Here is a 15,286-nt window from a genome sequence, read left to right as displayed (position 1 = left end):
TTTACCCCAACAAATTACTCGCTCTATGCATTCTAATTGACTGGCCAACAACACCTTCAACGTTGTATTCATCATGCTCAGTTATTTTTACCGCTGGGTGATCGGGGTTAGCAGATAACAGCCGGTTGTTTTTTAAGTCGGCTATTTTACAAACGAACAGTCCATTTAAAGCAGCAACAATTACATCGCCGTGTTTAACCTTTGCGGCCCTATCAATAATCAATAAATCCCCGCTGAAAATACCAACCCCTTCCATACTGTTGCCACTGGCACGGCCAATAAAAGTAGCGTCAGTTATAAGGCTATTATCTAAATCGCTTTCTAGCTCTTTTATGCCTGGGCCCACATCAACATTAGAATCAACCATCAAATAACCCTATTTATAAAAATAATTTAAATTAATTTTAGCCCTATTTAAGCCAATATTAAAAAAATGTTCGGAAGATTTTTTTAATTTCAACAAAATACGTAAGTTATTGCCACCTCTAAAAGTTAAGTCGATTTCGCCCAATTTTACACTACAAAATGGTGTAAATATTTACACCAATAAAGCCTTTTAAATCAATTTGTTCGAAAGTTTTAACTGGTTACTTATACAGTATTATTTATTGCTATTATCATTTTTATCATTACAATGAAATTGACTCCTAAACAGAGCTCTTTTAACAAAAAAAGGATTAAGTTATGAACAAGCAACACGTAAACGGAAAATCAGTACTTTTATCAGCGCAGGTAAGTGGTGGTGAAGATACTCAGGACAATGGCGGCGGTGGCGGCGGGGTAGAGCCACCAAAATTAAACTAAGCCAGCACAAATCATTAACCAGCATTATTGCTGGTTAATTACACCACCAAGGAAAACACATGATTGATTTTATAACTGCTACAGACTGGACAATAAGAGCGCTAGAAGTGCTTGTTATTCTTTACTTGCTAGTAACGCTTAACAAGCACCGCTTAGCGTTATTTTTTGGTGGTAAAAATAATTTAAAATCAATTGATGATCACACAATGCATTCATGCTTTATTGCTGCACTTACAGTAATGGTATTTCACTTTGTAAGTTCAAACTTAGCTCAATACATAATTACAATAGAAATGGGCAAGCTAGCACTCAGGCAGTTTTTTTACTTCACCATGTTTAGTTGTTCAATGGCATTTGTCATAGCGCTATTCTTTATGCATAACATTAGGGGTTGCACGTTTTCAACAACAGCGCGGCTTTGCTTATACCTTGCACTAGCTCAATCGGTTGTGCAGCTAATACAATTTATCATGCGTGGCCTGCTAGATAGCAGCATGCTGTCACCAGCTTATAGCTTTAGTGTGGTGGCGCTTAACATATTATCGCTCGGCGTAGTTGCTATTTACCCAGCTAAAAAATTTACTGGCCTACTAACAAAAGAGGGAATTTAAATGCCGTTACTCATAGTTATGTTTATCTGTTTAACAATGGCCTTGTGTATAACTGGAGTTGCTATAGTGCGCGGCCAAAACACAACAGGCATAGAAACCGCGCTTAAACATAAAATAAAGCACTATATGCCAGAGGGAACAGCAGCCCAACAAGCCGATTACGGCGTAGCGTATTCCATAGTTATGGATTTAGGCGCCACAATAGAGCGCACAGATAACTGGGATAAAATAGAATCAATGAATGCGGTACAAAAACGTGCCACTATTTTTAGAAACCAAGCACTTAAAAAGCCAACTAATTTACCCACCTCACAAGAACGGCCAGTATTCAAACTTGTTAAATAACCCGCTAATGCGGGTTTTTTAATACCTGTATAAATCCCCAGCTTGTTCAATTATTGGATACAGATTAACCTATGATCTTCATTGAAAAGGGAAGGTCATGGAAGCAGAACAGATAATTCAAAATGCAATTGATAATAAGCAAAAAATAAGTGCAATTTACCACGGTGGCAGCATGAATGGTAAGTCACGAGTGCTTGGGCCTATTAGTATAAAAGGAAATAAAGTTAGGGCTAAGTGCTACACAACTAACGCTCTTAAAACTTTTCTTATTGAAAGGATACAGGTCATAAACGATGATGGCTCATTAACTACAAATCGTTCCTCAGAAATAATCGAACAGGTTAAAGTAGACCCACAACAAACATTACCTGATGTACTTGGCGCTATCTATCCTCATTTCCCTTCTAACCTATGGTATATCGATTTTAAAGAAGCTGAGAAAGCAATTTTGATTTATGGGGTATTTAAAAACGGGAACCCTAAAAAAACACCCGAATTAGAACTATGCTACGAAGAATATAGAACAGAGCTTATACTTAACGATGAATCAGGCGAGCTTGAAGAAGTAACAATAAAAAGAACCAAAAACTGGGTTGCACGTAACAAGCAAAAAAAATCAGCTATATCTTATGGAACCTTAAACAAAGCCGCTGAACGCTTCTTCATATGGTGTAAAGAATTATTAAATAAACCAAACATAGAATTTGAATTTAAAGAAATTGCTGAGTTAAAGCATCTAAAAACAATGTGGCCTAGTGGCGATAAAGCAAAAATAAAAAGAGAGGTGGCAAGCTTACCTACTGTTTATTATAACTCCGCCCTTAGTCAGGGAACGTTAAATAATAGCAATTGGTATTTTAGTGTCTGTTATGCTTTCAGAGATGCATTAGATATTAAATTTGAAGAGCGAAAAAAAGATAAAAAGGGATACATGGTCTGGACACAAGGCCCAATTCTAAAATTTAAAATGGGTGATAACTTTGTAGCTAAAAATAGCAATATCACAGTACAAGTCCAATATGGCGATCAAATGGGCTGGGACAATGATAGCAATAAAATGTATCTCGGTAGTGTCGTATTCGATGTGTATAAACTTGAAAGTAAAAAGTACAGCTATTATCAGCGCTATCAATGTAATCAAATGGAATTTTTACAATTACTTATAACTGGTGATGGATATAGCAAATTTACAAATCTATCAAGAACCGCTCTTAGCACATAAAAAAAGCCCGCTTAATGCGGGCTTTTTTTATGCTGTTTTTTGGCTATTGGCGGGCTTGCTTGCGCGGGCGTCAATCACAGGCTTTAAGTCTTTTAGCAACAATTTACCACAGTCGTTAATATCAATCTTTTTATCTGGGTTTACCCTAAACCAATCAAGATGAAAGAACATCATTAACGATTTAATTGAAGTATCAATAAACTCTTTTTCAAACTCTTCTTCATCCAACAGGCCTTGTTGACTGATTAAATCTCCTGGAGCAATTTGTCCAGCTGCAGGATTAGTTTCACCTGTAAACAACCACATTAAATACATTTTTGTCTGTGGGTGATTAGCAATTTTTTCTAAATTACCAGCTCCAGGTTCAGAGATTCCAGCCTCATACTTCTTGTAACCACTTAACCCAATATCAAGCAATTCGCAGAACTTAGCCTGACTTAAATGAAGTGATTCACGAATAGTTTTAATTTTAAGCCCAATAGTGTTTGACATGGTTCTTATAAGATCCTAATATTATCCCAGATACAATAGTGTACCAAGTGGTTCTTTTTGTATTCTCTTTATGTGATTGGGCTTAATAACGTGCCCTAACAATAAAGGTTAGCACAATTATAGTCCGTTTAGGAACCAAACGAATCAAGATAAAGGTCAATTATGGATACTGAAAAATACAGAAAAAACTTACAGGGTGAAGTAGTTGGCCCTGATGAAAACTTCTTAAAGCGTAAACAAGTGCTCGAAATGTGCGGTATTTCACTTTCTCACCTGTACTACCTAATGAATAAAGGCATGTTCCCTAAGTCGCATCGTGTATCACACCGCAGTGCGGTCTGGCTTGAATCAGACATAAATCTGTGGCGTTCAATGAATGCCAATCATTTTTATGCAGAGTACGGCGAGCAAATTAAAGCACAAAAATTAGGTGAAGGCGCTGCAGCATGAACATGACCTTTGCACTTTTAGCGATATACAACACCCCAGCGGTTCCGCTTAAAGACATTTGTGAGGAATATTTAGGCCTTAAGTTTAAAACAGCCGAGCAAAAAGCAAAGGCTGCGCAGTTACCCATACCCACATTTAAAATTCGCGACTCAGAACGTGCCCCCACCATGGTAAACGTAAACGACCTAGGCGCGTATTTACAGGCCCGTTATGACGCAGCCCAAAAAGAATGGCAAAGCGTTAATAACTAGGAGCAAAGGCAATGAGCACATATAAAGTATTTGACCAAACCACGTATAACGCATTACCTAATTTAGCTGCCAAAGCTGAGTATTTACTTACGTGCAAAATAAGCACGAAAGACGCCGTTAACTGCCAATCAGTTGAATTTGAACCGTGCTTACAGGCCTTTGTTGGCGAGTTGCCATTACCTATTTACTGCCACGGCAACGAAAGCCAAACCATACAAAAAGCCGTGTACTGGTTAAAAACACAAGCTTTATCTAAACCGCAGCAACAAGCACAAGGGGTATAACCATGGCAAATGCATTAGTTAAACACACCGAGAACGCACAACCAGCGCCATTAAAAGCTGTAGAAGGGCGCCACATACCAAAAGGCTTAGCTGAAATAAAAGCGCTAATGGGTAGCGAACGCCACACACCAGAGTACGTATACACCAAAGTGTTAAGCGAGCAAGAGCGAACAATAGTGTGTTTTGCTGCAGGCCTAAAGCGCCATGACCTTGAAAAAGGCTTTGCCAATTTTAACGCCGATACCCGCTTAAAAATTCACAAAGCCATTTTGCAGTTGCAAGAACTGGTTAAAGCATTTGTTGATGCCAACGCCATGGCACCGGCTAAGTTTTTGCAAAATGCGCCTGCTGAGTCTGCAAAAACCAGCTACTCCCACCTAACTGTTAGTTCACACTAAGGATTGATCATGAGCTCAACTAATCGCGGAACCCAGCGCAATGCAGATGACTACTACGTAACACCGCATTGGTTAATTGAAGATTTTTTAGCAGCGTTTAGCGAAAACTGCCGCTTTAATTTTGACGAACAAGCATACCCGTTAATGTTAGACCCAAGCGCAGGCGGCTGCGACAAGTACGAAATGAGCTACCCAACCGTATTAGAAAAGCACGGATTTAATGTTAATAGCTGGGATATACGTGAAGACTCACGCGCTAACTTAACAGGCGTAAATTTTTTAAACGTCCCTAGTTATGAATCGCGTAAATACGACATGATCATCACAAATCCACCTTTCAACAAAGCCCAAGAGTTTACCGAACACGCACTTGAAATGGTTAAAGAGGGCGGTTTAGTCATTATGCTGCAACGCCTTAATTGGCTAGGTAGCCAAAAGCGAAAACCTATGTGGCAAAAACTGCCATTAGCTGCGGTTTATGTGCATAGCAAACGCCCAGGCTTTGACCCACAAAAGCCAAGTAAAACCGATTCTACAGAATACGCCCACTTTGTATTTTGCAAAGGATACGAGCTAGCCCCTGAGCTTTTCGTAATTTAACACCCAAAAACAACACCCAAAGGACTACTAAAATGAACACAATCAAAGACCAAGATCTATCTAAAAATCAGCTATTAGTTAAAAACATTGTTGAACATGCTATCGACCAAGCCAACTTTACTATTAAAAATTTAAGTAAGCGCCCAACAGTTGCCATGCTAATGGAGTGCGAAAACTGCCTAACTGACTTTATGCCCGTGGTTAAGTTTATTGCCGATGACCACATTGAATACGCACCTATTTACGACCAAATGTGCGCCGCAATTGATGCCGTTCAAATGGGTGAAGATTTAGTTGAAATAGAGTTTGCATAAATGAGCATGTGGCCCATTGTAAACTTTGATGTATGTACAGCGGCTTTAACCTTGGTTAAGGCCGTTGACGACATTGACCACCGCACAACATTAGTAAACGGCCTTGGCCGTTTTACTGCGTACAGCCAATATAAAATGGTTAAGCAGTACCTTGCTAAAATTACCCCACCGAGTGATGCCTGGTATAAAGACGAGCCTATAAACCCAAGCGAAAAAGCAAACGCTTGGTTTTATGATGAGCTTAAAACTGTGCAGCACCGCATTGATGTAACCAATCTTAAACTAAGTAAGCCGGCTAAAGCGGCACTTAAAAAAGTGCATAACAATAATATTCATAATTTTATTGTTAAAGATATTATTCAAAGCGGCCGTGCACCTAGCATACAAGCCAGCTTTGTGCGCCAAACAGCCAGTAATATGGAGTTTGCGAACAAGCAGCGCAATGTAAAAAAGCCACAACCAGAGCCTAGCCAGCACTTACAGCAGCAGGTTGGCGAGCAGGTGTCTAAATCGGCTATGTCGGTTATTAATGCAATTGATGACGCAGAAGAGGTCGCCTTTGTTTACGACTGTTTAAGCAAAGTGCCTAAGCCACTGCAAATGCGTGTAGCAAAACGCTTTATTGATAAATACAGCGCCAACCTTAAAAACGCAGGCCAAACACAAAACGAAACAAACGCGCAGTATAACGAGCGGCTAATTAATGCCAGCCGTAAACATTACGACTTTACGGGCAACAGCACGATACAAAGCAAAGCACAAGTTACTGTTACGGCAATTCGTAAGCAGCAAAAAGCTAACAGTTGGTTACGCCGCACGGTAAAAACATTAGCGCCGCGCTTAAAAATACTTAAGCACATTACCGATACTATGCCATTGCCTTGGCACATATTAGCCAATGCCGATAAAACTAAAAAGCATGCAAATGTATTGGCAATGCAAGTGGCCGAAATAATAGCCGACCTTGCAAAAGAGCAACCCACATGGGATGCAACCGACATACACGCAAGCGTTAACGAATACGCTGCACAATTTACTGTGCAATTGCAGTTTGCTGAAAAGGGCGATTACTTAACCGTACCCGATGCCGAAGTAGCGCTTTTAAAAGCGCAAGATCATAAGTGGTGGGCGCGTAAGCTCAAAACGATTCGCAGCCGCTACCTTGAACATTTAGAAATTGCTACCGGCGAAGTAGGCCGTGATTTATTTACCAGCACCGATAAAAAAGGGGAAAAAACAACTAAACGCCGTGGTATTAGTGCGTACTGTTCTAAACAAGCGGTTGCCGAATACACTACAAATCGCGAACGCGGGCAGCGCTACCTAGAAAGCCTAGAGTTAGTAAACGAGCAAAGCGATGTTATATCGCTAATGAAAGCGGTTGAGGCAGGTGTTGCCAACCCCGAAAACATGCGTAACGAGTTAATGCTACGCATACGCGAAACCGAAGAACTAGCCGATGAAATGGGCTACACAGGCGGGTTTTATAACATTACTGCGCCGAGCCGTTTTCATGCAAATTCAAATAATTGGGATGGCTCAACCCCAAAAGACGCCAGCCTTTATTTAAATAAACTTTACTCACAAGCACGCGCTAAATTAGACCGCGAAGAAATACCGTACTTTGGTATTCGTGTAGCCGAGCCGCATGCAGACGGTTGCACTCACTGGCACATGCTTTTATGGATGCCAGCACGTTACTACGACAAAGTTAACCACATACTACGCCGCTACTTTACCCGCGACGACCGTGAGGTATTTTTTCAGCGTTTTAAAAACCGCAAAGCATTACGCGCACGCTATACAAAAGCGCGCCGTATTTGGGGTTTAAATAAATCAAAAGGTATTTATACCCGCGAACCTAAAAAAGACTACACACCAAGCGGCCCACGTTATACCGCCATTAAAATGCTACCTGCAAAAGAAGATAAAGACGGCAAAAAAACAGGCGGGGCAGCGGCTTATGTTGCTAAGTATGTAAGTAAAAATATAGATGGCTTTGCACTGGCAAATGAATACGATGCCGAAACAGGCGAAAAGCTAACCCAAGCGGTTAACCCGGTTAAAGCATGGGCCAGCACGTGGGGCATTAGGCAATTTCAGTTTCAAAAATCACCTTCTATTACCATTTGGCGCGAGTTGCGCCGAGTGCGCGAAGAGGTACAAGGCAACGAGCAATTAGAACAAGTACGCCAAGCCGCCGACAAAGGCGACTTTAAAACCTTTGTTACTTTAATGGGTGGCTTTGGTATTGGTCGCGATGCTCGTTTTAAACCTGCCTACCAGCATACCGAATACGGCAACCAATACGCCGAATTTACTAAAACCCTAAAAGGCGTTGAAGACACCTTTGGGCTTTGTACGTTAGTGACTCGCGTTCATACCTGGTCTAAGCAAACCATAGGCACCGCAGCTAATAACAACACCACCGTAATTGGTGGGCAGGATGCTAACAACGTCGGCGCAGCCGACCTATCTTGGACTAGTGGGAATAATCGTACGCCTTTAGCTGTAGGGCATACAGACGAATTATTGCTAGATATGATCGGTTTTACAACAAAACAGATCGCAAGCGTTAAAAAGGATCTGTTAGCAGGTAAGCGGGTTAAAAATAACGGCCTTATTTACCTAATAAAAGACGGCCATTTAGTCACATTAGACGAAAAAGCGCAGCGCCAAGAGCAGCGCCGCCTAGCTATTGACGAAATAGCCCGCACCGAAGCCAAAAAAGCCACCCCAGCAGCAGACGAGCAAACATCAGTACCGTGTAAAAATAAGATCAGTGACTTTACCTCTGCACAAATAAGCACCCTTAACCAAGGCGGTATTGTGGTTATTGGTAACCGCGTTTACCACCTGCACGAGCGCGAATTGCACAGCTTTGAAAAGCTCGATATGGAAAAACCTAAAAAGCAAATAACGCTAAACCCAACAGAGCAACAGATTGCATATGCCCGTGAGCTATACGACTTAGCAACAATGTATGCCGAGCTTGATGGCCGAACCGCGCCATCAAGCACCCAATTTAAACACGGTCACGCTGATGTAATTGGCGACCTTGAAATGGCTAGGCTTGTTCTAGCTGGTGAAGCATCAGCAATCAGCGATAACGATTGGTGGGCATTAGATATGATGGCGTAAAAGAAACAATAACTATAATTTTATAGGTGTTCATATTGTTTAATATGGTTATTGAGTCACTTGTTAAACTTAAGTGGTAAGGCTAATATTTTAGAACAAATTTTAATGGTGAGAGCTTATGTTTAATGATGACGACGTATATGATGATGATATATATGATGACGAGCCAAAAATTGAGCAAGAATATATTGATATGATAAATAGCGGCAAGTATTACTCTTTAGACGAACTCTGTAATGGAGAGGGTATTAGTTATGATGAACTATTCATGGATGAAGATGATTTAGAAGATTTACGACGCAATAATAGCGAAGAAGAAAAAGATTTTAATAGTACTAGTGGCGCGTCTTTAGCTGGTTCTGTGTTAGGTGTTGTTATTGCCGCAGGGTTAACAACTACAGCGAAGTATGCTTTTAAAAAATTTCGAGATAAGAAGAGACATAATAAAAAGTCTTAATATCTAATTTAGTTAAATGAAGAAATATTTATCAAAAGCTTTGTGAATGAAACTACTTGCAAACCTATCAAATCCAGCTATGTTTAAAAGTGCCGAAAGGCAAATAGATTTTCATTTGTAAACCCACATTTGTGGGTTTTTTCATGCCTTCAATAAAGTAGAGGCTAAAGGCCAATAAGTTCTAATTGCTCTTCACGCGGTAGGTTTTTAATAAGCGATGCCGCTAGTTGCGCAGTGGTTTTACAAGGAGGGTTTAAGAAGTGATCAAACGATTGGGTAATACGGAACGTAGCGCCGCATTCTTTAGTATTAGTACACGAGCAATATAAATTAACTACATGGGCGCTTTGCTTTTCGCGTGATGTAATTGTTGCTTTAGCTTCGCAATTTGGACAAGTAACCCGCGCCATAATAACCACCAATCGTTAATAAAATACACTGTCATTATATACAGTTGTTTTGTGCGTAACAAATAAGCATTTAGCTATTTATGTTTAATTTAAAAGCGCAAAAGCATTTCTAAATGGGTCTTGATAATTTACGAATATTTCAAAGTAGTGTTATCTTATTACAGAGTTGTTATTACTCTAAATTAAAGGAATATATATGAAAAATATTTTGGTGCTATTTACTTTATTTTTGACTGCTTGCAGTAGCACAGGTGTTATACCTATGGATGATGGAATTTACATGATTGCTAAAAGGAGTGCGCAAGTTGGCTTTGGACCACCTGACGGAGCTAAAGCTGACGTTTACGTAGAAGCAAATCAATTCTGCAATAAAACAAATCAAAAGGTTAAAACAGTGAAACTTGAAATGACAGACTCAGGGCTTGCAAAGCCAGGGAATGTATCACTTGAATTCAAGTGTGAATGAAGTCAGTTACCTGACTTCTTATTTGAAAAATTTAACTATTTGGTTCTAAATCAAAATTTAGCTGCAACTTACTGCCTATTTCAGGATCCCTTGCTACTTCATCACTCATTAACTTAATCAGCGGTTTAGTCTCGTTTTTAAAATACATGGCATCGTATTTAGTCGGGTCGCCAAGGCCTGCATTGTTAGCTGGAATAATTCCCGCTAAGCCCGGCGGGAAACGGTGAGCATTCAATATATCTTGCGCCGATACGTTTTTAACGTTCATGAATTCATCTTTACTTTCAAAATTACCCACGGGTATTATTTGTAAGCCTTTTTCTTTACCGTTGGGTATGTTTACAAACAGCGAGCGGAAGTTACCCACGCCTTTACTGTCTTGTATTTTTTCTTTTATGTCGTCTTCAATGTCAGGGTCTAAGTTAGGATCAGTCGCGTACATAATAAAACCCATGTGCGCGCCGTTTAAAAAGTACTTACGGCGGAACAAGGTCGCATCTTCGTTTAATAACGTAGCCTGTAAACCACCTAAGTAATCGGCTAAACCATACACTTGTTGCACTGGGTCGTACTGGCGAACCCAAATAATGTCGCGTTTTTTATATTTTTTAACTTGGCTATTGCGCTCAAGCACCACTGCGCCACCATCACCGCCAACGCGGGTACGATAACTAGGCAGCGGAAACAGCCTTACAATTTGCCCAAAGCCATTACGTATTTTAAGTAGCGCCACATCACCAAATTGCACCAGGTTTAAAAACCCCGCTTGCACTTGTTGCGCACTCATACCGCCATTAATAAAACGGCTCGCTGCCATATTGGCACGGCTTTGCACTATGCCGCCGTGCTGGGCATTACGGCGGGTTAAGTTGGCTAATAAATGCCTATCAACTGGCGGCTCCCAATACTGGTCGGTATCGTTATAAAATAGTGAGTCGTAATCGGTTAGCCACATGTCAGGCATTACTTGCTCAGGCAAGCCAAACACAACGGGCGCATTTTGTTTTGTTGATTGCTGGGTTAACTGCTCAGCGTTTTGGTCTAATTCTGCATGGTCCATCGTGATTTTCTCTTATGTGCATGGTTAAGGGGTTCGTTAATAACAGCGTGGCTAATAGCAAAAAATACGTCTGCATGGCCTATAGTGTTATCGCGGCTAGCTTTAAAGGTTATCGCGCCGCCCGAGTCGGTACTGGTGCGGCGTATTGAAAGGCAGCTCATAGCAATATCTTTATGGGATGCATCCCATTCAAGTCGGCCACCTTCAATAAGGTCTATCATTTTAAGTACTAAGCGGGTTTTACTGCCCACGCTGTAATGTATGGCGGTGGCTTCACGTGGGTACAGCGTGCTTATTGAGTCAAACACCCCCGCGCCAATGCCTGTGGTATCTACACCAATATAAGTAACGCGGTATTTGGCATAAATTTTTTGAATTTCACTCACATGGTGCGAAAAGTTCATACCGCGCCAATAGTGTTTTTCAAGTATTCTGAATTTTTCACCGGCTTTTTCAGGTGGGGCAACCACCACTAAAGCGGCGTTATCGCGGGTGCGTGATGGGTCGTAACCCAGCCATACCTCACGGTTACCAAATGGTTGTGCGGCATTGGGTTTGTGATCTTGCCAGCGGGTGGCATCAACCATGGCTTTTTCAAGGTCGCTGAATTTAAATATACTGTCGGCATCGTCCACAAAAATGCACATAAACAGGTTATTAAAATCATCAGCGTTGTATTCGTCGCGCAACTCGTCAATGTCGAACAACTCACAGCCGCCGCGCAAAGCATCTTCAATGGTAACTACAAAGCGCCATTGTTTATCGGGGCACAGCCTGCCGTTATCGCGTAATTCATCAAAGCTGGGAAACTCAACCTCTTCGCGTTCGGCGCGGCCTTGTCGCCAATGATCACCCGTCCAAAACGTATAAGCAGGGTGCGCTTTAGTTGAAGGGGTCGAAAAATACGTTTTACGCCACTTTTTGTGCGTGGCCATGGCGCTGGCTAATTTGTTTAGCTCGTTAAACTTACCAATCCAAAAGTATTCATCTACATAAACATGGCCGTGGTAACTTTGCGCGGTTTTGCTGTTGGTACTTAAAAAGCGTAATTCGGCATCGCCATGGGCGGTGTGTAACGTAATGGGGTTTCCGGTTAGCTCTATTTCAAAAAATTCTTGCGCAATGGCAATAATATAACTGCGAAATACCTCAGCTTGAGCGCGACTCGCTGAGAGGAATATTTGTGGGTCGCCATTTAATACAGAATCTTTAAACGCTTCACCCGCTGCGTAATATGTAAAACCAACTTGGCGGCTTTTTAAAATATTACGAATACGCTGATGCAAATTTTCGTGCATCGTTTTTTGGTATTCAAATAACGAGTCGTACCAGGTGCCAAAATCCTCAGCGGTTAAATGACTAACATCATTTTTACGCTTACGGCCTTTGCTTTTTTTACTGTCGGTACCGCCGCGATTATTGTTTTTATTAATGGGTTGGTTTGTGCCGTGGGGTTGCTCTGCCTGCGCTGCTTTTTCTTGCTGGGCGCGTTGCTTTTTAAGCTTCACATGCTTTTCTATTAGCATGTCGAGCTCTTTTATTTGGTTGCCTGTTTTATCGCTTACATCGGTAAGTATTAAAATGCGGCGTGCAATAGCTTCGTCTACGTCTTCCTCGCGCAGCATATCGCGCCAATTGTATTTATCGGCCCAATAGTAAATAACACGGTTATTTGGTAAACCCAGTTCCGCGCGTATTTCGTCGGGGGTATGGTGGCGCAAATAAAGCCGTTTTGCTGCTTCGCGTATTTCAGATGAATAAGCCATTGCTTAATATAAGTGCTCATATAATTGATAACTGAGCACAGTGTATTGGTTTACAATAAGCTTATAACCGCATAAAAAACCACATGTTTCCTAAAACCTCAATCTAGGAATTACCAAAAAGCTAACCAATGTATTCAGCCTTTTTTTATGGCTATGCTGCGTTTAAATATTAAGTAACGCGGTAAGCAAATAATGGCTAAGCAATCAGGTTGGGTAATTGCAGCAACAGAAGGTGCAACAGTAGACGGGCGAACCATTTCAAAAGAGTGGATCACTCAAATGGCTGCATCGTATTCGGTTGATGAATACACCGCGCTTATTTGGCCTGAGCATTTTCGCTCTAGTTGGGGCCCAAGCGAGGGTAAAAACTGGGGTACTGTTGACGAAGTAAAAGCCGCTAAACAAGGTGGCAAATTACGCCTGTTTGTAAAAATTACCGCTAACGACTACCTACTTGCTGCAAACAAAGACGGCCAAAAGCTGTTTATGTCAATTGAGCCAAACCCTGATTACAAAAGCGAAGGGCGTTGCTACCTACAAGGCCTTGCCGTTACCGACTCGCCTGCCAGTTCTGGCACCAGCCGCTTAAAATTCTCTATTGGTGATAATGAAGCCGATCACGAATATAGCCAACTCGAAACGCTACAACACAGTGACTTTATTACCACCAATAGCGAACCAACTACCCCAAATAGCAAACACGCCAAAGCGCAAAGCTTAATGGCGCAACTATTTAGCTTATTTTCTAGTGATCAGCAGCCAGCCGATCAGCAAGATGAAATCACCGAGGAAGACACCATGAAACAAGAACAGTTTGACGCCCTAATGGGCAAGTTTGAAGGAATAGAAGCCAAGGTGACTGACCTTGAAACTAAATTCAGCAAACCAGCAGCCGAAGAAACCCCGCCAGATGAAGAGCCAAAAGACGAGCCTGAAGGTGATAAAGGTGCAGCAGGCGTAACCGCTGAGCAATTTAGCCAGTTAATGGAAAAAATGGACGGCTTTGGCAAAAAGGTTGACGGCATCGAAATCAAATTTAATGCCCTTAGCAAAGAGCAAGGCGGTCAAGAGCCCGACCCAGTAGGCGGCGAAAGCGTAGATCTGGTTTAACCAAGCGCTTAACCACGTTTACTTTTTACTAATGTATAACAGAGCGAGATAACGCATGCACTTAAATCAAACAGCCGCTGGGTTTTTACAAAAATACTCAACGCAAGTAGCAAAATCATTTGGTGTAGAAGACGCATCACATAAATTTGCCATTTCAGACCCAATGGAAACAAAGCTACGTGCCGCGCTTTTAGAGTCGGTCGAGTTTTTACGCATGATCACCACCATGCAAGTAGACCAAATTAAAGGCCAAGTTGTAAAAGTAGGTAACTACGGTATTGCGACAGGCCGTAAAGCGGGTGGCCGTTTTACATCAGAACAAGGCGTTGACGGCCATACCTACGAATTGGTTGAAACCGATTCGTGCTCAGCAACAACATGGGCGCTGTTATCTACATGGGCCAATGCCGGTAACTTAAACGAGTTTATGAAGCTGATTAACCAAAATGCCACGTTACGTTTTGCACTCGACATGCTGCGAGTTGGTTTTAATGGTGTATCAGCTGCTGCCACATCAGACCCAGATGCTAACCCAAATGGTGAAGACGTAAACAAAGGCTGGCATCAAATCGTTAAAGAAAAAGCGGCTGACCAAATTGTTACCGACCCTGTTTACTTTGACCCAGATGGTGCAGGCGATTACAAAACGTTAGATGCCATTGTTACAGAGCTTAAAAACACGCTTATTCACCCATCATTACGTAATGACCCACGCCTAGTTGTGTTGGTTGGTAGTGACTTAACTGCTACTGCACAAACCCACATGATGAACCAAGCCGATAAGCCAAGCGAAAAAGTAGCCGCTCAGCAAATGGATAAAAATATTGGTGGTATGCGTGCATACACGCCGCCGTTCTTCCCAGGTAAACGCATTGCAATCACCATTTTAAGCAACTTGCATATTTATACGCAAAAAGGCACCGCGCACCGCAAAGCCAAAGACGAAGAGGACCGCAAGCAATACGAAAACTCATACTGGCGTAACGAAGGCTACGCACTTGAAGAGTTTGAAGCGTATGCCGCGATTGATGAAAGCGCAATGAACATTGGCGCTAAGCCTTAAACGCGATTAAGCAGCTAGGCCTAAGCGCCTAGCATTAACTCT

19 protein-coding genes are annotated in these 15,286 nt (G+C 41.7%); 14 read left to right on the top strand and 5 right to left on the bottom strand.

Annotated elements, in window-relative coordinates; translation table 11 throughout:
* Nucleotide 1 precedes the first annotated feature (1 nt).
* On the bottom strand, nucleotides 2-367 hold the full coding sequence (locus tag SJY38_RS12410; RefSeq protein ID WP_377109878.1) for a LexA family protein: 366 nt from the start codon (nucleotides 365-367) through the stop codon (nucleotides 2-4).
* 496 nt (nucleotides 368-863) lie between these two features.
* Between SJY38_RS12410 and SJY38_RS12405 the strand changes: the two genes are divergently transcribed.
* From SJY38_RS12405 to SJY38_RS12395, 3 genes are all read left to right on the top strand, one after another.
* Entirely contained in the window at nucleotides 864-1,415 is a 552-nt protein-coding gene (locus tag SJY38_RS12405) for a hypothetical protein (protein ID WP_377109877.1), read from the top strand.
* Nucleotides 1,416-1,760, top strand: a complete 345-nt coding sequence (locus tag SJY38_RS12400) for a hypothetical protein (RefSeq protein WP_377109876.1) — start codon at nucleotides 1,416-1,418, stop codon at nucleotides 1,758-1,760.
* A gap of 97 nt (nucleotides 1,761-1,857) precedes the next feature.
* The gene (locus SJY38_RS12395; protein ID WP_377109875.1) at nucleotides 1,858-2,982 is read left to right on the top strand and encodes a hypothetical protein; all 1,125 of its coding nucleotides are present in this window, start codon (nucleotides 1,858-1,860) and stop codon (nucleotides 2,980-2,982) included.
* A 27-nt stretch (nucleotides 2,983-3,009) separates the two neighbouring features.
* Here the strand turns inward: SJY38_RS12395 and SJY38_RS12390 are convergent, their stop codons facing one another.
* Complete coding sequence (locus SJY38_RS12390; protein WP_309168323.1) at nucleotides 3,010-3,474, bottom strand: helix-turn-helix transcriptional regulator; 465 nt, start codon at nucleotides 3,472-3,474, stop codon at nucleotides 3,010-3,012.
* A 162-nt stretch (nucleotides 3,475-3,636) separates the two neighbouring features.
* Here SJY38_RS12390 and SJY38_RS12385 point away from each other — a divergent pair, with 162 nt between their 5' ends.
* From SJY38_RS12385 to SJY38_RS12350, 8 genes are all read left to right on the top strand, one after another.
* A complete protein-coding gene (locus SJY38_RS12385; protein WP_309168324.1) occupies nucleotides 3,637-3,924 on the top strand; it encodes an AlpA family phage regulatory protein in 288 nt (95 codons plus the stop codon).
* Nucleotides 3,921-4,175 (top strand): pyocin activator PrtN family protein, encoded by a 255-nt coding sequence (locus SJY38_RS12380; RefSeq protein WP_024608339.1) that lies wholly within the window; start codon nucleotides 3,921-3,923, stop codon nucleotides 4,173-4,175. The genes SJY38_RS12385 and SJY38_RS12380 overlap by 4 nt, the downstream gene beginning before the upstream one ends.
* Before the next feature lie 11 nt (nucleotides 4,176-4,186).
* Entirely contained in the window at nucleotides 4,187-4,459 is a 273-nt protein-coding gene (locus SJY38_RS12375) for a hypothetical protein (protein WP_377109874.1), read from the top strand.
* Nucleotides 4,460-4,461: 2 nt separating this feature from the next.
* The gene (locus tag SJY38_RS12370; protein ID WP_377109872.1) at nucleotides 4,462-4,857 is read left to right on the top strand and encodes a hypothetical protein; all 396 of its coding nucleotides are present in this window, start codon (nucleotides 4,462-4,464) and stop codon (nucleotides 4,855-4,857) included.
* 9 nt (nucleotides 4,858-4,866) lie between these two features.
* Complete coding sequence (locus tag SJY38_RS12365; protein WP_377109871.1) at nucleotides 4,867-5,457, top strand: SAM-dependent methyltransferase; 591 nt, start codon at nucleotides 4,867-4,869, stop codon at nucleotides 5,455-5,457.
* 32 nt (nucleotides 5,458-5,489) lie between these two features.
* A complete protein-coding gene (locus tag SJY38_RS12360; protein WP_377109870.1) occupies nucleotides 5,490-5,771 on the top strand; it encodes a hypothetical protein in 282 nt (93 codons plus the stop codon).
* A complete protein-coding gene (locus tag SJY38_RS12355; protein ID WP_377109869.1) occupies nucleotides 5,772-8,912 on the top strand; it encodes a replication endonuclease in 3,141 nt (1,046 codons plus the stop codon).
* A 118-nt stretch (nucleotides 8,913-9,030) separates the two neighbouring features.
* Complete coding sequence (locus SJY38_RS12350; RefSeq protein WP_004587551.1) at nucleotides 9,031-9,369, top strand: hypothetical protein; 339 nt, start codon at nucleotides 9,031-9,033, stop codon at nucleotides 9,367-9,369.
* 164 nt (nucleotides 9,370-9,533) lie between these two features.
* Here SJY38_RS12350 and SJY38_RS12345 read toward each other — a convergent pair whose 3' ends face one another.
* Nucleotides 9,534-9,779 (bottom strand): ogr/Delta-like zinc finger family protein, encoded by a 246-nt coding sequence (locus SJY38_RS12345; protein ID WP_009838248.1) that lies wholly within the window; start codon nucleotides 9,777-9,779, stop codon nucleotides 9,534-9,536.
* 196 nt (nucleotides 9,780-9,975) lie between these two features.
* Here SJY38_RS12345 and SJY38_RS12340 point away from each other — a divergent pair, with 196 nt between their 5' ends.
* A complete protein-coding gene (locus tag SJY38_RS12340; protein ID WP_377109868.1) occupies nucleotides 9,976-10,245 on the top strand; it encodes a hypothetical protein in 270 nt (89 codons plus the stop codon).
* Nucleotides 10,246-10,276: 31 nt separating this feature from the next.
* On the opposite strand, the gene SJY38_RS12335 is transcribed toward SJY38_RS12340, so the two are convergent.
* A complete protein-coding gene (locus SJY38_RS12335; protein ID WP_377109867.1) occupies nucleotides 10,277-11,305 on the bottom strand; it encodes a phage portal protein in 1,029 nt (342 codons plus the stop codon).
* Entirely contained in the window at nucleotides 11,287-13,071 is a 1,785-nt protein-coding gene (locus SJY38_RS12330; RefSeq protein WP_377109865.1) for a terminase large subunit domain-containing protein, read from the bottom strand. The genes SJY38_RS12335 and SJY38_RS12330 overlap by 19 nt, the downstream gene beginning before the upstream one ends.
* Before the next feature lie 192 nt (nucleotides 13,072-13,263).
* On the opposite strand from SJY38_RS12330, the gene SJY38_RS12325 reads away from it, so the two are divergent.
* Nucleotides 13,264-14,181: a GPO family capsid scaffolding protein gene (locus tag SJY38_RS12325; protein ID WP_377109864.1), complete on the top strand. Its 918-nt coding sequence runs from the start codon at nucleotides 13,264-13,266 to the stop codon at nucleotides 14,179-14,181.
* Nucleotides 14,182-14,236: 55 nt separating this feature from the next.
* Nucleotides 14,237-15,244: a phage major capsid protein, P2 family gene (locus SJY38_RS12320; RefSeq protein ID WP_377109863.1), complete on the top strand. Its 1,008-nt coding sequence runs from the start codon at nucleotides 14,237-14,239 to the stop codon at nucleotides 15,242-15,244.
* Nucleotides 15,245-15,286 lie beyond the last annotated feature (42 nt).

This window comes from Pseudoalteromonas sp. R86517 (assembly GCF_042466295.1).
Classification (GTDB): domain Bacteria; phylum Pseudomonadota; class Gammaproteobacteria; order Enterobacterales; family Alteromonadaceae; genus Pseudoalteromonas; species Pseudoalteromonas atlantica.
The sequence above is the reverse complement of the archived record's forward strand: the minus strand, read 5'-3'. Positions and strand labels throughout refer to the sequence as shown.